We start from the raw sequence: 16,007 nt of genomic DNA, 5'->3' as shown, positions 1-16,007 counted from the left end.
GGCGCGTCCGGGATCAAAGCCCCAAGCATACCGGCACCACCCTTTCTGTAGGAGCCCGCTCGCGGGCGATGCTTTTGAGCTTTTGCGACTCCCTATTCCCGGCAAGGAAGCATCGCCCGCGAGCGGGCTCCTACCGTTCTGTCGCCAGCCAATCGCGGGAGAGCATGGCGAAGACCACGTCGTCGACCCATTCGCCGTGCAGCCACAGGCTCTCGCGGTGATGGGCTTCCTGGCGCATGCCCAGCGAACGCAGCAGGGCGAGGCAGGCCTGGTTGCGCGGGTCGACCGAGGCGTGGATGCGGTGCCGACGCCACGGGCCGAATACCTGCCCGAACAGGGCGCGCACGGCTTCGCCGGCGTAGCCGTGGCCCTGCACGGCCGGCGCGAGACTGATGCCGAACTCGACCGATTCCATCGCATCCTCGGGCAGGTTCACGCCGAGGTCGCCGATCAGCCGACCGTCATCGCGCAGGCGGATCGCGCGCTGGAACCAGCCCGTCGGAGTCGCCGCGGGCGATTGCCGGTCGATGAAGGCATGCGCGTCGGCAAGGTCGGCGGGCCGCCAGCCCTGGTAACGGGCCACCGCGGGATCGCTGCGCACGGCAAACAGTGCCGCGGCGTCGTCAGGGCGCAACGCGTCGATCCGCAATCGCGTCGTGACCAGCTCCATCGCTCAGCCCGGGCGGCGCGCGGCGGCCGCGGCATGGATCGCGGCGGCATGCTCGACCAGGTCGCGCCGCTCCAGCGCGAACACGCCCATCGGGCCGACCTTGAACTCGATCCAGATGAACGGCACTTCCGGCAGCAGCGCGGCCAGCGCGTGCTCGCTCTCGCCCACCTCGACGATCAGCAAGCCGTCGTCGGTGAGATGGTCGGCCGCCTCGTCCAGCATGCGCAGGCACAGGTCCAGGCCGTCCACGCCGGAAGTCAGGCCGAGCTTCGGCTCGTGCGCGTATTCGCCCGGCAAGGCAGCGTATTCGTCCTCGGTGACGTAGGGCGGATTGGACACGATCAGGTCGTATTTGCGCCCCGCCACGCCGGCGAACAGATCGGAACGGATCGCCTCGACCCGGCCTTCGACGTGCTGGAACACGATGTTCTCGCGCGCCAGCGACAGCGCCTCGTCGCTGATGTCGACGATGTCGACCTGCCATTCGGGGTTGTACTCGGCCATCGCGATGCCGATGCAGCCCGAGCCGGTGCACAGATCCAGCGCGCGCTCGACGTGGCGCTCGTCCAGCCATGGCGCGAAGCCCGCTTCGATCAGCTCGGCGATCGGCGAGCGCGGTACCAGCGCACGGCGGTCACTCTTGAACTTCAGCCCGGCGAACCAGGTCTCGCCGACCAGGTAGGCCACCGGCAAGCGCTCGTTGACGCGGCGCTCGATCAGCGCCAGCACGTTCGTCCGCTCCTCGGCGGTGAGCCGGCCCGCGCCATAGGCCGGCGGAATGTCCGGCGGCAGATGCAGGCTGGCCAGCACAAGATGCGTGGCCTCGTCGATCGGGTTGTCGTGGCTGTGCCCGAAGGTCAGCCCGGCGGCCGAGAAGCGACTGGCGCCGTAACGGATGAAGTCGATGATGGTGGCGAGCTCGGCGGTCACGGCGATCCGGAAGGTGGCAAGTCGGCCGGCGATTATAAGCCCCGTACTGTTCGCTCCGAACGCGCGAAGCCCCCCATGCCGTTCGCCCTGAGCGTAGCGAAGCGGAGTCGAAGGGTCTGGGCGGAGGGAAGAGACCCTTCGACTTCGGCCCTGCGGGCCTACGCTCAGGGTGAACGGCGTGGGGTGGTGGATGGGAAAAGCCACGCGGATTGCCGTCTATACTGCCCCGATGACTTTCAAGGTATTCCTCCAATACGCCATCCCGCACCGCTTCCTGTCGCGCCTGGTCTACTGGGCCACGCGCTGGACGTTCGCGCCGTGGAAGAACTGGCTGATCGCCACCATCGTGCGCAACTACGACGTGGACATGGCCGAGGCAGCGCAGCCCGATCCGCTCGCGTACCAGCACTTCAATGCGTTCTTCACGCGCAAGCTGAAGCCGGGCGCGCGCCAGGCGGATACCGATCCGGCCGCCCTGCTCTCGCCCGCCGACGGCCGCGTCAGCCAGGCCGGTGCCATCGTCGACGGGCGGATTTTCCAGGCCAAGGGGCAGCAGTACACCGCCGCCGAACTGCTCGGTGGCGACGAAGTCGCCGCCGCGCCGTACCGCAACGGCAGCTTCGTGACGGTTTATCTGTCGCCACGCGACTACCATCGCGTGCACATGCCGCTGAAAGGGACCTTGCGCGAAACCGTGCACGTGCCCGGACGCATCTTCAGCGTGGCGCCGTTCGCGGTGGAGGCGATCCCGCGGCTGTTCGCGCGCAACGAGCGGCTGGTGTGCCATTTCGACGGCGAGCACGGCCCCTTCGTGGTGGTGATGGTGGGCGCGATCCTGGTTTCGTCGGTGGCCACGGTCTGGGACGGCCTGGTGATCCCGCCCTACGCCGCGTCGATCCGGCGCAAGTCGTTCGCCGGGCAGGACGTCACGTTGGAGCGCTTCGCCGAGATGGCCCGCTTCAACATGGGCTCCACCGTGATCGTGCTGTTGCCGCCGGGCAACGCAACGGTGGATCCGCTGCCCCCGCAACAGCACCTTCGGGTCGGCCAGCGGATCGGCCTGATCACGGCGACACCGGGCCAGCCCTCCGCGAACTGACGCCAGGCGTCATTTTGTGACGCTATGCGCGCAAATTCCCCGGGTCGCCGGCTAACCTCCTCGCGGCGGCTCGGCCCACGCGCCGTCCCGAACCTGCGCCGAGGGGAACCATGCAGATAATCAGTCCATTCTTCGCGATGGTGCGCTCGCGCCAGCTTGGCCGTCAGTTCCGCGACATCGAACGCAGCATCCGGGCGCTGCCCAAGCGCAGCCGCGACCGGTTGAGCATGCTCACCCTGCGCGAGATCGGGCAGGCCTCGCGCTGCGATTTTCCGCATCTGTACGGCACCACGCCGGAATCGCGCTACCTGCCGTGGGGGCAAGGCACAGACCTGGGCTACGAGCGTGCGCGCTCGAGCAATGCCGAGGTTGCCCTGCGCGGCATCGCGCTGTGGCTGGCAGTGGCTTATCACGAGACCAAGGCCGCCACGCAACCCACCCTGCAGGCCCAGCATCGGCAGTTGCTGCAATTGTTGCGCGAACTGAAGGAACTCCACGGCAGCAACCGCAACGACACGGTGGAGAGCTGGATGCAGGAAAGCGCCGTCGCCTGAGCGCGGCGCGCCGTCAGCTCCGCCTCAACGGCAGACCGGCACCTGCAGGTGCTGGCCGGCCCGGATGCGGTGGTGCTTGAGGTCGTTCAGATCGGAAAGCTCCTGCACGCTGGAACAGTGCAGCTTGCGCACGATGCTGATCAAGGTATCGCCGTGGCGCACGCGATACGTCGTCGTTCTGCGCGCGCTGGCCTTCGCCGGGGCCGGATCCGGCACCACCGGCACCGTCGCGCTGTGCAGGTCCGCCGCGAGTATCGGCCACGGACCATCGACACAGCGCGAGGCATAGGCGCCTTCCAGCCGCTTGGGCACCTGCAGCGTGCTGCCCACCGGCTGGGTAGCGTCCGGGTCGAGCCGGGGATTGAGGTTGCGCAAGGTGCGGAACCAGCCATCGCCCATGCCATCGGCCGAGCCCAGGCAAACCGTGAGTTCATCCAGTGACGCGGCGCGCTTCAAGGTAATGCTGCCGGGGGCGCCATCCACCTTCGGGAAACGCAGGTTGTAGCTGTCCGGGTGCAGGAACAGCCATGCCGCCGCCAGCACCGCGGGCACGTAGTCGCGCGTCTCGGGCGACATCTGGTCGTAGATGCGCGGGTCGTAGAAACTCACCGAGGGATCGTCGCCTACCGCGCGGCGCATGCGGCCTTCGCCGCCGTTGTAGGCGCCGATGACCAGCTCCAGGTTGTTGTTGAAGATGCGCAACTGCTCGTTGAGATACTCGGCATTGGCCCGCGCCGAGGCGGCGGGGTCGAAGCGCATGTCGAAGCCGTTGTCCACGCCCAGCCCGAAACGCATGCCCGTGGAATACATGAACTGCAGCGGGCCGGAGGCGCCGGAGCGCGACACCGCATGCACCTTGCCGCCGGATTCCTGGGCCACCATGCCGAACAGCAACGCCTCGGGCAGGTCGGCCTTCTGGTAGGTCGGCCACATTTCGTGGCGCAGGTACTGGTAATTGACCCAGGCATTCATCAGGTACGGCCGGCGCTGGGTCAGCCACATCTCCAGCGCCGCCTTCACCGGCCCGTTCATCGCGATCAGCTGCGACAGTTTCTGCCCGTGCAGCAGGGTCACGCTGCGCTGCGCCTGCGGCAGGCTGGCCGCGCCGGCATGGCCGGTAGCCAGCAGCGCCTGCGACGAATCGACGTCGCCGGACAGGTCCGGAATGTCGTCGAAATGGCCGTCCTTCAGGCGCAGCAGGCGGTCGAACACGGAAAAGAAACGCTGCGGATCGCAGCCGGACGTGGTGGCGCACCGTGCCGACGACTGCTTCAACAGGTCGAGCGACTGGCGCAGGCTCAGTGCCGATGCATCTGCATTGCCTTCACGCGCCTGCTGCAGCGCCGTTTCGTAGCCCTTGCTGGCCTGATTCAGCTGGCCATACAACGCATCCACCGGCGTCAGCGTCCTGTCGCCACCGCTGCTGGCACAGCCGCCGAACAGGGTGCAGGCCAGCACGACGGGCGCCAGGCGGCGCGAGCGAAATGTGGGGAACAACGACATGAAGAACTTCACCTGCAAAAAGCATTCACCATAGCCGGCTGCGCAGCCGGACTCAACGCTCGACGGCACAACCGCGAGCCGCGCACCGGGTTGGCTACAATCGCGTCACCGCCAGCGGAAGGACCGCCATGACAGACATCCTGATCGGCCGCAACGACAGCATCAGCGTCAACCTGGACCCGCATTACGGCAACCGCCACGGCATGATCGCCGGCGCCACCGGCACCGGCAAATCCGTGTCGCTGATGGTGCTGGCCGAAGGCTTCTCGCGGCTGGGCGTGCCGTGCTTCCTGGCCGACGCCAAGGGCGATCTGGCCGGGCTGGCGATGGCTGCCGGCGAGCCGGGCGACAAACTCAAGGCGCGCCTGGAGAAGCTCAAGCTCACCGATTGGAGGGCGCAGGCCAATCCGGTGGTGTTCTGGGACATCTACGGCAAGCTCGGCCATCCGGTGCGCGCCACCGTCAGCGAAATGGGTTCGACCCTGCTCGGCCGCGTGCTGGAATTGAACGACACCCAGGAAGGTGTGCTCGAGGTGGTGTTCAAGGCCGCCGACGACCAGGGCTGGCTGCTGCTGGACCTGGCCGACCTGCGCGCCCTGCTCACCTACGCCGCCGAGAACGCCAAGGCGCTGTCCACCCAGTACGGCCTGATCAGCACGACCAGCATCGCGGCGATCCAGCGCGCGTTGCTGAAACTGGAAAGCGACGGCGCCGACCAGTTCTTCGGCGAGCCGGCACTGGAACTGGCCGACCTGATGCGTCAGGACATGAGCGGGCGCGGCATCATCAACGTGCTGGCCGCCGACCAGCTGATCCTGAAGCCGCGGCTGTACTCCACCTTCCTGCTGTGGCTGCTGTCCGAGCTGTTCGAGCAACTGCCCGAAGTGGGCGACCTCGACCAGCCGAAGATGGTGTTCTTCTTCGACGAGGCGCACCTGTTGTTCGATGACGCCTCGCCGGCGCTGCTGCAACGCGTGGAACAGGTGGTGCGGCTGATCCGCTCCAAGGGCGTCGGCGTGTACTTCTGCTCGCAGAACCCCGACGACGTGCCCGGCGTGATCCTGGGCCAGCTCGGCAACCGCATCCAGCACGCATTGCGCGCGTTCACCCCGCGCGACCAGAAGGCGGTCAAGGCCGCGGCCGAAACCTTCGTCGCCAACCCGAAACTCGACGTGACCGAGGCGATCACCAAGCTGGCCGTCGGCGAGGCGCTGGCCTCCACCCTCGGCAACGGCGGCGTGCCCTCGCCGGTGGAGCAGGTGCTGGTGACCACGCCATGCTGCCGCATCGGCGCGATCACCGAGGCCGAGCGCGTCACCATCCGCCAGCGCTCGCCGGTGGGCGCGAAATACGACACCACGGTCAATCGCGAATCGGCCGCCGAGATGCTGGCCAAGCGCGCCGAGGACAAGGCAGCCAATGCTGCCACCGTGGCGGCCGACGCACCGGCCAATGGCTCGGCGAAGGAAGCGGACGGCGGCTGGGGCGGCGCCGTGCATGACGCCCTGTTCGGCACCAAGCGCCGCCAAGGCATGATCGAGACGATGGGCAAGCAGATGGTGCGCACCGCGGGCAGCCAGCTCGGCCGACAGATCCTGCGCGGCGTGCTGGGCGGCATCTTCGGCGGCAAGCGCTGAGCGAGGGCTTGCCCTGATGCCGCGCGTCGAAATCGTCGCCGCCGATACGCCGTTCGCGCAGCGCCTGCGGGACGGCTTCGGCTATCCGCTGCGCGGCGCCGCGCTGGCCACCTGCGCGGTGCTGGCGCTGGCTCACTACGTCGGTCTGCTGCCCGGCTACTTCGGTGCGCTGGCCAGCGTGCTGGTCTGGGCCGCCACCTGGCGCTATGCCGCGGATTGCATGCAGCACACCGCCAACGGTTACGCCGACCCGCCGGAAGTGGGCAGTGACGGCAACGACGCCAGCGCCTGGGGACTCACCGCGATTCATCTGCTGGTGGTCGCCTCGTGCGTGGTTTCCATCGTGTTCTTTCCGCGCCTGCTGTGGCCGGTGCTGATCCTGGCAGCCCTGGTGTTGCCGGCGATCGACATGTCGCTGGCCTTCGACGGCAACCTCGCGCTGGCCATCAACCCGCTCAACTGGCTGCGTGTCATGGGTGCCTTCGGTACCGCCTATCTGATTCCGGTGGCGATCAACCTGCTGCTTGGCATTCTCATCGTGGTCGCCTCGGTAATCACCGCGCGCCTGCCGCGACTGCTCGCCCTGCCGCTGTTCGCGTTCGCCTACACCTACCTGATCGTGCTCGCCTTCCATCTCATGGGCGCGATGATCCACCAGCGCCATGAACGATTCGGCATGGTCCCCGAAGCGCCGGAGCTGGCCAAGGCCTCCGGGCAGGGCGCGGACGAGGGGTTGATCGAAGCGGCACGCCAGCAAGCCACGGATGATCCGATGGCTGCCCTGCGGCAACTCGCCGGTCGCCTGCGCGAACGCGCTGCGCCACCTGCCGTGCACCAGTTCTACCGCGAGCTGCTGCACCGGCAGGGCCTGCGCGACGACTTGCTGATCCATGGCCAGATCTGGATTGCCGCACTGATCGCCCAGGGCGAATCGCGCCGCGCGCTCGGCGTGCTGCAGGAATGCATCGGCCTCGACGCCAGCTTCATCCCGGACGACCCGCAAACCTGCGGCAACCTGGCCGACCTGGCCGCACGCATGGGCATGAGTCGGCTGTCGATCCACCTGGGCCAGGGCTACCTCACGCGCTGGCCGCGCGACCCGCAGGCGCCGCACTATGGCCTGCTGGCCGCACGGGCATTGGCCGCCCATGCCGACCAGCACGCCAGCGCGGCGGCGCTGCTCGACCGGCTCGTCGCAGCCTGGCCCGAGCACCCGCTGCGCGGCGAAATCGACGCCCAGCGGCGCCAGTTGGCCGACCCCGCATGAGCCGCTGGCGTCCGCCCTCGCCCGGTTCCACCGCGATCATCACCCGCGAGGGTTTCGAGCGGCTCAAGGCCGAGCTGGACCATCTCTGGCACGTGCGGCGCCCGGAGGTGGTGAAGGCTCTGGCCGCCGCGGCCGCCGAGGGCGACCGCTCCGAAAACGCCGAATACACCTACCGCAAGAAGCAGCTCGGCGAGATCGACCGCCGCGCGCGTTACCTCAGCAAACGCATCCCCGCACTGAAAGTCGCCGAGGGCGCACCGGGCGATCGCCGCGCCGTGTTCTTCGGCGCGTGCATCGACCTGGAGAACTTGACCAGCGGTGAAACCCACCGCTACCGCATCGTGGGCCCGGACGAGACCGACGCGAAACGCGGCTGGATCAGCATCGACTCGCCGCTAGCGCGCGCCGTGCTGAAAAAGCGCGTCGACGACGAGTTTTCTGCCGAGCTGCCGGGTGGGCGAACGGAGTTTGTGGTGCTCTCGGTGAATTACGAACAGGAAGCCTGACGCGGCTGCAGCATCAACGCGGTTCCAGCAGTTTCAGGGTACGCCGATAGTTGTCCTCGATCTGCGCCAGCCGCGCCTGCCGTGCTTGCGGGCTGACCCACCGGCCCTGTTCGGCCTGCTGCCGCAGCAAGGTGTACTGCATGTCGACGAAGGGTTGCAGCACGTGATTGGTCTCCGCCGCGAAACCGCCCAGGTCCGGCACTCGCGCCAGCCGCTCGCGCTGGCGTTCGCCGGTTTCGCCCGGCGCCTTGCCATAGGCCAACAGGAACGCCGTGAGCTTGCGGCGCAGCGATTCGGGCATGCCGTCGCGGATCACCAGCACGCCGGAGGGAATCAGCCGCGAACGCCAGATCACCCGCAGTTGCGCGGCCTCGCGCGGAAAATTGCGCCGGAACAGGTCCATGTCCGGGTTGTTGCTGCTGGCCACGTCCACCTCGCGATTGACCACGGCGAGCAGATTGCTCTGATGGTCGCCTACCCGCACGCTGGCGAAGAAGGTGTCGGAATTGAGCCCGCGCGGGGCGAACACGTAGGCTTCCGGCGCCGTGTAGCCGGTGACCGACAAATGCTCGCTGCGCGCGTAACGCCAGCCGTGGCGGGGCGTGGCGAGCAGGTCGTCGAGATGGCGGATGGGGCTGTCGCTGCGCACCACCAGCATGGCGACGTTGCCGTTGACGCCATCGTTGCGCACGAACTGGGCAAACACCTGCATGTGCTGATGCGTCACCGCCTCGACCGCGAGCTTGCCGGAGAGGAAGGCCACGTCCACCCGCTGGCCGCCGATCGCGTCGGACAAGCCGGCGTAGCTGCCCACCGACACGGTAGTCACCGGGTGGCCCAACTGCTTGCGCAAGTCGTCCAGCAGCGGCCGCCATTGCTCCAGCGACTCCGCCGCGCTGCCGATCGGCAGGATGCCGAAGCGGATCGGCTCGACCGGCGCCGCCGCCTGCGCCGCCCGCGCACTGCCGCTGGCAAGCAGCAGGCCCTGGGTGAACAGGACTGCCAGCATCCACGTCCCACTTCGTTCGCGACGCTCCCGGCGCCGCCGCAAACTCGCGATATCCAATGCCCTGCTCCCGCGAACCCCGCCCCGTGAGCTTGTATATAGTCGCGATCGACCGATCCGGCAAGCGCGCGAGAAAGGCCCCGGCACCGCCGCCGTCGCCGCTCCGGATGCGCATGCCGGCGCTCCCGGCGAGCCGCCTCAGGTCAGCGGACGCGGATAGCTGCGCCCCGCCCGCACCGGCCGAAAGCACGCCGTCTCGCGCAAGAACGCTTCCCGCGCGTTGCCCGGATGCCAGCCGGGCACGCCGGCCAGCGGCAAGGGACGCAGATCCAGCGGATCGCGGAGCGCATCGCCGTCGGCGACGGCCTGCGCGCAGCTGGCGATAGCTTCGGGCGGAGACACCCGCGGCCCGGCCACCACCAACGCCTTGCCCACCAGCAGTTGCGTCGGCGTCAGCGCATGTTCGAGCAGGGCGTGGCCGAACACCTCGACATGGATGCGGCCATCCATCCACGCGTCGCGCTCGCGCCAGAACAAGCCGTGCCAGTCGTGCGCATCCCACAGCGGCAGCAGCGACAGGTCGCGCAACGCGACCACCACGCCGGCTTCGTCGAAATGGGTCAGCGCGCATTGCGCGCGCGAGCGTTGCTTCAGGCCCATGCAGGCGATCCCGGCCACCTGCCGCGCGTTGAGCGCGCGTTTGAGTGCGGCGTGGCGCAGCCAGACCAGCGCATTGAACAGGTCGTGCCAGTTGCGTTCGCGAGTGGCGACCTCGCCGCGCTCCGCGATGCGCTGCTCGTAGTGCAGGCCGTCGGCGAGCAGTTCGCAGGTCTGCGCCACGAAGCGCTCGCGCATGCCGTCGGAGCGGGCTGCGTTGAGCGCGTCGATGGTCGGCCACTCGCGGGCTTCGATCAGCCCGGCGTGTTCGCACCATGCCGCCAACGGCATTCGCGCGAATACCTGCGCATCGACTGTGTTGCGGGACGGTGCCACGTAGCGGGTTTTCTTCATGCGCCTGTCGGACACCACGAAACCCTCGACGACGTCATTCTCGCGGAAGCGGGAATCCATCTTGATCTTCGCACGGCAAACTGGATTCCCGCTTGCGCGGGAATGACGAGCATGAAAGAAGCTCTGATGCCGTTCCGACTGCCGTTCAAATCACCTTGAGCGCCGGATGCGCGAGGCGCGCATGCAGGTCGTGTTCGCTGGCCGCCTCGACCATCACCTCCACGAACTGACCCGGCTTCAGCGACTGGCCGTCGGCGATCAGCACGCTGCCGTCGATCTCCGGTGCGTCGGCGGCCGAGCGGGCCACGGCGCCGTCGGCGTTCGCCTCGTCCACCAGCACCTTGAGCGTGCGGCCGATCTTGCGTTGCAGCTTGGCGGCGGAGATCTCCGCCTGCACCGCCATGAACTGCTCCAGGCGGTCTTCCTTCAATTCCTCGGAGACTGCACCGGGCAGCTCGTTGGCCTTCGCGCCGTCCACCGGCGAATAGGCGAACGCGCCGACGCGATCGAGTTCGGCCTCGCGCAGGAAATCCAGCAGTTCCTCGAACTCCGCATCGGTCTCGCCGGGGAAGCCGACGATGAAGGTGCTGCGGATGGTCAGCTCCGGCACCTGGGCGCGCCAGTTGCGGATGCGCTCAAGCGTCTTGTCGATGTTGCCGGGACGTTTCATCAATTTCAGGATGCGCGGACTGGCGTGCTGGAACGGGATGTCCAGGTACGGCAGGATTTTTCCGTCCGCCATCAGCGGCATCAGCTCATCCACGTGCGGGTACGGGTAGACGTAGTGCAGACGCGTCCACGCGCCGAGTTCCGACAGGCCTTCGCACAGCTCGGTCATGCGCGTGCGGTAGCTTTTCCCGCGCCACGTGCGCTCGGCGTATTTCACGTCGACGCCATAAGCACTGGTGTCCTGCGAGATCACCAACAATTCCTTCACGCCGCCCTTGACCAGCTTCTCCGCCTCGACCAGCACCTCGTCGACCGGGCGCGAGACCAGGTTGCCGCGCATCGAGGGGATGATGCAGAAGCTGCAGCGGTGGTTGCAGCCTTCGGAAATCTTGAGGTACGCGTAGTGCTTCGGGGTGAGCTTGACGCCGGTGTCCGGCACGATGTCGAGAAACTTGTTGCGCGTGGGCGGCAGCGCCTCGTGCACCGCGCTCATCACGCTGGCGTAATCCTGCGGGCCGCTGATCGAGAGCACGTCGGGATACGCCTCGCGGATCAGCTCGGCGCGCTTGCCGAGGCAGCCGGTAACGATCACCTTGCCGTTCTCGTTGAGCGCCGTGCCGATCGAATCCAGCGACTCCTGCACCGCCGCGTCGATGAAGCCGCAGGTGTTGACCACCACCGCGTCGGCCTCGCCGTAGCTCGGCACGATCTGGTAACCCTCGACCTTGAGCTGGGTGAGGATGCGCTCGGAATCGACCAGCGCCTTGGGGCAGCCGAGGCTGACGAAGCCGATCTTGGGGGCGGGCTGGGACATGGCGGGCGGCTACCGGGAGAGGCGCGTAAACCGGCGATTATACGTGACGGCCGCACTCTCGCCGCTGCGGTTACCATCGGCGCATCACGAACTCATCGAGGCAGCGTCATGGGCCAGGACATCACCATCCCCACCGGCGGCACCCACTGCATCGGTGCCTACATGGCCACCGCCGAGGGCAAGCCCAAGGGCGGCCTGGTGGTGATCCAGGAAATCTACGGGGTCACCGCGCACATTCGCCGCGTGGTCGACCACTTCGCTTCGCTCGGCTACACCGCGATCGCGCCGGCATTCTTCGACCACCTCGAAAGCGGCGTGGAGCTGGCCTATGACCAGCTGGGCACCAACAAGGGCCGCAACCTGGTCAACGAGCTGGGACTGGATCGTGCGGTGGAGGATGTCGCCAGCGCTGCGGAGGCCATTTCCTCGGCGGGCAAGATCGGCACGGTCGGCTACTGCTGGGGCGGCACCGTGGCCCTGCTTGCCGCGCTTCGCCTGGGCCTGCCGTCGGTGAGCTATTACGGCGCGCGCAACCTGCCGTTCCTGCACGAGGTGCCCAAGGCACCGGTGATGTTCCATTTTGGCGAGAAGGACCAGCACATCACGCCGGAGATGGTGGAGAAACATCGCGTGGCGTTGCCGCAGATGGAAGTCTTCACCTACCCGGCGGACCACGCCTTCAACCGCGACGGCAGCAAGGCCTATCACGAGGCCAGCGCCAAGCTGGCATTGCAGCGCACGCTGGCCTTCTTCGACAAGCACCTGGCTGGCGCATGAGCGAGACGTTCACCCTCGATCCGCGGCTGGCCGCCGACACGCGCCTGCTCGCCTCGCTGCCGCTGTGCGACGTGCGCCTGATGGACGATGCGCGCTACGGCTGGCTGGTGCTGGTGCCGCGCCGCGACGGCCTGGTCGAGATCGCCGATCTGGACGAAGGCGAACAGGCCACGCTGTGGCATGAAGTCAATCGCGCCGGCGCCGCCCTGCGTGCGACGATGCCGTGCGACAAGCTCAATCTGGGCGCGCTGGGAAACATCGTGCGGCAGCTGCACGTGCACGTGGTGGCGCGTCGCGAAGGCGATGCCGGTTGGCCCGGGCCGGTATGGGGTCATGGCCAGCGCGAGCCCTGCGCCGAAGCCGTGCTGCGTGAACGGATGGCCGCGCTGCGGCAAGCACTCGCGGCGCCCGGCTAGCGTGCCGACCGGGGCGATCCAGTTCGAGCCGCTGGCCGAGGATGCGCTGCTGCTGCGCTTCGGCGACCGCATCGAGCCGATGCTCAACGATCGCGTGCACGCCGCCGTCGCGGCGCTGCGGGAGCTGCCCTCGCTGGAATGCGTGCCGGCCTATGCCAGCGTGCTGTTGCGATTCGAACCGGCGGCGTGGCAAGGCGACGATGCGACGAGTGCGCACCAGCGCGTGGAAGAGGCTGCGCGCATCGCGCTGGAAACCGCGCACGCATCGGCCGGCACTGGCCGCATCCACGAAATCCCCGTGTGCTACGGCGGCTCGCAAGGCCCGGATCTGCACGCACTGGCGCAACATCTGGGCCTGTCCGATGAGGCGGTGGTCGCGCGTCATGCCGGCGCCGACTATCGCGTGGCGATGCTCGGCTTCGCGCCCGGCTTTCCCTACCTGCTGGGACTCGACCCCGCGTTGGCCATGCCGCGCCGTCCCGATCCGCGCACCCGCGTACCCGCCGGCAGCGTGGCGATTGGCGGCATGCAGACCGGCATCTACCCGACCGAGCTGCCGGGCGGCTGGCACCTGATCGGACGCACGCCGCTGCGCCTGTTCGATGCCAACGCAAGCGAACCCTCGTTGTTGGCCGCGGGCGACCGCGTGCGCTTCCGCGCGATCGACGCGGAGGAGTTCGCCGACCTCGACGCGGCGCAGCGCCGATGAGCGTGAATGTGCTCAAACCGGGCCTGCTCGACACACTGCAGGATCGTGGCCGCCCCGGTCACGCGGCGATCGGTGTGGGGCGTGCCGGCGCGATGGACCTGCCGGCCTGGCGCCTGGCCAATGCGCTGGTCGGCAACCGCGGCGACGAGGCAGCGCTCGAATGCACCCTGCTCGGACCGACCCTGCGCTTCGAGCACGCGACATGGATCGCGATCACCGGTGCACCGATCGCTGCCCGCGTCGAGGGCACCGACTTGCCGACGTGGGCGGCCTGCTGGCTGCCCGCCGGCAGCGTGCTGCAACTGGGCCGCATGGCCGCCGGTTGCCGCAGCTACCTGGCCGTGCGCGGCGGCTTCGACGTGGCGCCCGTGCTGGGCAGCCGCAGCAGCGATCTGCACGCCAGGCTCGGCCGCGCGCTGCAAGGGGGCGACACGCTGCCGCTCGGCAACACGGCCACCGACGCGGCGCCATCGGATCATCCCCACGCCCTGCCGTGGCGGCTCGACCCGCAACCCTGGTTCGATTTCGCGCAGGCACCACTCATGCTGCTGCCTGGCAGCCACGGTGAGCAGCTCGACGAAGCCTCGCGACAAGCGCTGTACACCCGCACGTTCCGCGTCGGCAACGACAGCAACCGCACGGCCAGCCGCCTCGACGGCACGCACCTGCAGCTGCGCGCGCCGCTGGAGCTGATCTCCGAGGCGAGCCTGCCCGGCACCATGCAACTGCCGCCCTCCGGCCAGCCGATCGTGCTGATGGCCGAGGCGCCGGTGACCGGTGGCTATCCGCGCATCGGCCAGCTCGCCGCGGTGGACTTGCCGCACCTGGCGCAACGCCGGCCGGGCGATCCCGTATGCTTTCGCCGTGGCACACTGGAGCAGGCTGCGGATCGCCTGCGGCGGCGCGGGCAGGCGCTCGACGCCTTGTGCCGGCAGATCGAACGACGGCTGCAACACGACGGATTCCTCTCCCGCATGACTGGCCCTGCATGACGCGCATCGACCTCAATTGCGACCTTGGCGAATCGTTCGGCGCCTGGCGGATGGGCGAGGACAGCGCGCTGCTCGACGTGGTCAGCTCGGCCAACCTCGCCTGCGGCTTCCATGCCGGCGACTTCATGACCATGCTGCAGACCGTGGCCGCGGCGATGGAGCGCGGCGTGGCGATCGGCGCCCACGTTTCGCTGCCCGACCTGCAGGGTTTCGGCCGCCGCGAGATACGCGTGACGCCCGCCGAGGTGCACGCCATGACGCTGTACCAGCTCGGCGCGCTGCACGGCTTTGCACGCGCCGCCGGCACCCGGCTGAGCCACGTCAAGCCGCATGGCGCGCTGTACAACATGGCCGCGCGCGATCGCGCGCTGGCCGATGCGATTGCCGCAGCGGTATGCCAGTTCGACCCGCGTCTGCGGCTGTTCGGCCTGGGCGGATCGGCGCTGGTCGATGCCGGCGCGGCGTTGGGCCTCGTGGTGGTGGCCGAGGCGTTCGCCGATCGCCGCTACCGGGCAGACGGCACGCTGCAGCCGCGCAGCGAGGCAGGCGCGGTGATCGACGATGCCGAACTGGCCACCGCCCAGGCGCTGCAGATCGCCTTGAACGGCGCGGTCACTGCCACTGATGGCAGCACGATCGGCATGCATGCCGACACGCTGTGTCTGCACGGCGACGGCGTCCATGCAGTTCGATTGGCGCGCAGCCTGCGCAGCGGACTGGAAGCGGCCGGGGTGCGCATCGCCGCGCCGGGTGAGGCATGAACTACTGGCCCCTGCTCGGCGTGGCGGTGATCGTGGTCGGCTTCGCGTTGCGCTTCAACGCGGTGCCGGTGGTAGTGGTGGCGGCTTTGGTCAGCGGCCTTCTGTCCGGCCTGTCGGTGCCCGACCTGCTCGCCCTGCTGGGCAACAGCTTCGTGTCGCAGCGCATGCTGCTGCTGTTCGTGCTGACCTTGCCGGCGATCGGCCTGCTCGAACGCGCCGGCCTGCGTGAACACGCCCAGCGCTGGATGGCGCGATTGCAGAACCTGACCCTGGCGCGGCTGCTGGTCGGCTACCTGCTGCTGCGCCAGCTGCTGGCCACGATGGGCCTGACCGGCGTGGCCGGCGCAGCGCAGACGGTGCGCCCGCTGCTGGCTCCGATGGGCGAGGCCGCGGCGCAGAAGATCCTGCCCCGGCTGGACCAGGGCGATCGCGAGGAGCTGCGCGCGGTCGCCGCGGCCACCGACAACATCGGCCGCTTCTTCGGCGAGGACGTGTTCATCGCGCTGGGCGCGGTGTTGCTGATCCAGGGTTTCTACACCCAGCACGGCATCGAACTGAGTCCGCTGGCGATCGCCTTGTGGGCGCTGCCCACCGCGGTGGCCGCCTTCATCATCCAGTCGGTGCGCATCTGGCTGTACCAGCGCCGGCTGCAACGACGCGCTGCCAGCATCGAGCGGGACGCCTGA

At 68.5% G+C, this 16,007-nt stretch carries 17 protein-coding genes; 11 read left to right on the top strand and 6 right to left on the bottom strand.

The features are described from left to right. Window positions 1-130 precede the first annotated feature (130 nt). Complete coding sequence (locus B1991_RS09355; RefSeq protein ID WP_136258455.1) at window positions 131-670, bottom strand: GNAT family N-acetyltransferase; 540 nt, start codon at window positions 668-670, stop codon at window positions 131-133. A 3-nt stretch (window positions 671-673) separates the two neighbouring features. After that, the gene (gene prmB / locus B1991_RS09350; RefSeq protein ID WP_136258454.1) at window positions 674-1,600 is read right to left on the bottom strand and encodes a 50S ribosomal protein L3 N(5)-glutamine methyltransferase; all 927 of its coding nucleotides are present in this window, start codon (window positions 1,598-1,600) and stop codon (window positions 674-676) included. Between the two features lie 229 nt (window positions 1,601-1,829). Here prmB and asd point away from each other — a divergent pair, with 229 nt between their 5' ends. Continuing rightward, window positions 1,830-2,699, top strand: coding sequence for an archaetidylserine decarboxylase (gene asd / locus B1991_RS09345; protein ID WP_136258453.1), 870 nt, complete (start codon window positions 1,830-1,832; stop codon window positions 2,697-2,699). A gap of 110 nt (window positions 2,700-2,809) precedes the next feature. Continuing rightward, on the top strand, window positions 2,810-3,253 hold the full coding sequence (locus B1991_RS09340) for a hypothetical protein (RefSeq protein ID WP_246031119.1): 444 nt from the start codon (window positions 2,810-2,812) through the stop codon (window positions 3,251-3,253). Between the two features lie 24 nt (window positions 3,254-3,277). On the opposite strand, the gene B1991_RS09335 is transcribed toward B1991_RS09340, so the two are convergent. Then, the gene (locus tag B1991_RS09335) at window positions 3,278-4,756 is read right to left on the bottom strand and encodes a lytic transglycosylase domain-containing protein (protein ID WP_136258452.1); all 1,479 of its coding nucleotides are present in this window, start codon (window positions 4,754-4,756) and stop codon (window positions 3,278-3,280) included. Between the two features lie 128 nt (window positions 4,757-4,884). Between B1991_RS09335 and B1991_RS09330 the strand changes: the two genes are divergently transcribed. Genes B1991_RS09330 through greB form a run of 3 tightly spaced genes read left to right on the top strand, consistent with a single transcriptional unit; the run spans window position 4,885 to window position 8,166 of the window. Then, window positions 4,885-6,393, top strand: a complete 1,509-nt coding sequence (locus B1991_RS09330) for a helicase HerA-like domain-containing protein (protein ID WP_136258451.1) — start codon at window positions 4,885-4,887, stop codon at window positions 6,391-6,393. Window positions 6,394-6,409: 16 nt separating this feature from the next. Next, on the top strand, window positions 6,410-7,660 hold the full coding sequence (locus B1991_RS09325; RefSeq protein ID WP_136258450.1) for a tetratricopeptide repeat protein: 1,251 nt from the start codon (window positions 6,410-6,412) through the stop codon (window positions 7,658-7,660). Next, on the top strand, window positions 7,657-8,166 hold the full coding sequence (greB, locus tag B1991_RS09320) for a transcription elongation factor GreB (RefSeq protein ID WP_136258449.1): 510 nt from the start codon (window positions 7,657-7,659) through the stop codon (window positions 8,164-8,166). The genes B1991_RS09325 and greB overlap by 4 nt, the downstream gene beginning before the upstream one ends. Window positions 8,167-8,179: 13 nt before the next feature. Here the strand turns inward: greB and phnD are convergent, their stop codons facing one another. From phnD to rimO, 3 genes are all read right to left on the bottom strand, one after another. Further along, window positions 8,180-9,175 carry a phosphate/phosphite/phosphonate ABC transporter substrate-binding protein gene (gene phnD, locus B1991_RS09315; RefSeq protein ID WP_136258448.1) on the bottom strand — a complete coding sequence of 332 codons (996 nt, stop codon included), beginning with the start codon at window positions 9,173-9,175 and terminating at the stop codon, window positions 8,180-8,182. A gap of 195 nt (window positions 9,176-9,370) precedes the next feature. Next, the gene (locus tag B1991_RS09310) at window positions 9,371-10,183 is read right to left on the bottom strand and encodes a DUF3025 domain-containing protein (RefSeq protein ID WP_136258484.1); all 813 of its coding nucleotides are present in this window, start codon (window positions 10,181-10,183) and stop codon (window positions 9,371-9,373) included. 145 nt (window positions 10,184-10,328) lie between these two features. Then, a complete protein-coding gene (rimO, locus tag B1991_RS09305; RefSeq protein WP_136258447.1) occupies window positions 10,329-11,666 on the bottom strand; it encodes a 30S ribosomal protein S12 methylthiotransferase RimO in 1,338 nt (445 codons plus the stop codon). 108 nt (window positions 11,667-11,774) lie between these two features. Between rimO and B1991_RS09300 the strand changes: the two genes are divergently transcribed. Genes B1991_RS09300 through B1991_RS09275 form a run of 6 tightly spaced genes read left to right on the top strand, consistent with a single transcriptional unit; the run spans window position 11,775 to window position 16,007 of the window. Further along, a complete protein-coding gene (locus B1991_RS09300) occupies window positions 11,775-12,443 on the top strand; it encodes a dienelactone hydrolase family protein (protein WP_136258446.1) in 669 nt (222 codons plus the stop codon). Next, complete coding sequence (locus tag B1991_RS09295) at window positions 12,440-12,859, top strand: HIT domain-containing protein (protein ID WP_136258445.1); 420 nt, start codon at window positions 12,440-12,442, stop codon at window positions 12,857-12,859. The genes B1991_RS09300 and B1991_RS09295 overlap by 4 nt, the downstream gene beginning before the upstream one ends. After that, window positions 12,813-13,568, top strand: coding sequence for a 5-oxoprolinase subunit PxpB (pxpB, locus tag B1991_RS09290; protein WP_246031118.1), 756 nt, complete (start codon window positions 12,813-12,815; stop codon window positions 13,566-13,568). Before B1991_RS09295 ends, pxpB begins: the two co-directional genes overlap by 47 nt. Beyond that, the gene (locus B1991_RS09285) at window positions 13,565-14,560 is read left to right on the top strand and encodes a 5-oxoprolinase subunit C family protein (RefSeq protein WP_136258443.1); all 996 of its coding nucleotides are present in this window, start codon (window positions 13,565-13,567) and stop codon (window positions 14,558-14,560) included. The genes pxpB and B1991_RS09285 overlap by 4 nt, the downstream gene beginning before the upstream one ends. Further along, a complete protein-coding gene (locus tag B1991_RS09280; protein ID WP_136258442.1) occupies window positions 14,557-15,321 on the top strand; it encodes a LamB/YcsF family protein in 765 nt (254 codons plus the stop codon). The genes B1991_RS09285 and B1991_RS09280 overlap by 4 nt, the downstream gene beginning before the upstream one ends. Then, window positions 15,318-16,007 (top strand): DUF969 domain-containing protein, encoded by a 690-nt coding sequence (locus B1991_RS09275; RefSeq protein WP_136258441.1) that lies wholly within the window; start codon window positions 15,318-15,320, stop codon window positions 16,005-16,007. The genes B1991_RS09280 and B1991_RS09275 overlap by 4 nt, the downstream gene beginning before the upstream one ends.

This window comes from Rhodanobacter lindaniclasticus (assembly GCF_004799035.1).
GTDB classification, from domain to species: Bacteria; Pseudomonadota; Gammaproteobacteria; order Xanthomonadales; family Rhodanobacteraceae; genus Rhodanobacter; species Rhodanobacter lindaniclasticus.
Note: the sequence above shows the minus strand (reverse complement) of the source record. Positions and strands in the feature narration are given on the sequence as shown.

Coding starts and splice junctions, on each gene's coding strand:
- B1991_RS09355 (WP_136258455.1), bottom strand. CDS start 670: ATGGAGCTGGTCACGACGCGATTGCGGATCGACGCGTTGCGCCCTGAC.
- asd (WP_136258453.1), top strand. CDS start 1,830: ATGACTTTCAAGGTATTCCTCCAATACGCCATCCCGCACCGCTTCCTG.
- B1991_RS09340 (WP_246031119.1), top strand. CDS start 2,810: ATGCAGATAATCAGTCCATTCTTCGCGATGGTGCGCTCGCGCCAGCTT.
- B1991_RS09335 (WP_136258452.1), bottom strand. CDS start 4,756: ATGTCGTTGTTCCCCACATTTCGCTCGCGCCGCCTGGCGCCCGTCGTG.
- B1991_RS09330 (WP_136258451.1), top strand. CDS start 4,885: ATGACAGACATCCTGATCGGCCGCAACGACAGCATCAGCGTCAACCTG.
- B1991_RS09325 (WP_136258450.1), top strand. CDS start 6,410: ATGCCGCGCGTCGAAATCGTCGCCGCCGATACGCCGTTCGCGCAGCGC.
- greB (WP_136258449.1), top strand. CDS start 7,657: ATGAGCCGCTGGCGTCCGCCCTCGCCCGGTTCCACCGCGATCATCACC.
- phnD (WP_136258448.1), bottom strand. CDS start 9,175: ATGCTGGCAGTCCTGTTCACCCAGGGCCTGCTGCTTGCCAGCGGCAGT.
- B1991_RS09310 (WP_136258484.1), bottom strand. CDS start 10,183: ATGAAGAAAACCCGCTACGTGGCACCGTCCCGCAACACAGTCGATGCG.
- rimO (WP_136258447.1), bottom strand. CDS start 11,666: ATGTCCCAGCCCGCCCCCAAGATCGGCTTCGTCAGCCTCGGCTGCCCC.
- B1991_RS09300 (WP_136258446.1), top strand. CDS start 11,775: ATGGGCCAGGACATCACCATCCCCACCGGCGGCACCCACTGCATCGGT.
- B1991_RS09295 (WP_136258445.1), top strand. CDS start 12,440: ATGAGCGAGACGTTCACCCTCGATCCGCGGCTGGCCGCCGACACGCGC.
- B1991_RS09285 (WP_136258443.1), top strand. CDS start 13,565: ATGAGCGTGAATGTGCTCAAACCGGGCCTGCTCGACACACTGCAGGAT.
- B1991_RS09280 (WP_136258442.1), top strand. CDS start 14,557: ATGACGCGCATCGACCTCAATTGCGACCTTGGCGAATCGTTCGGCGCC.
- B1991_RS09275 (WP_136258441.1), top strand. CDS start 15,318: ATGAACTACTGGCCCCTGCTCGGCGTGGCGGTGATCGTGGTCGGCTTC.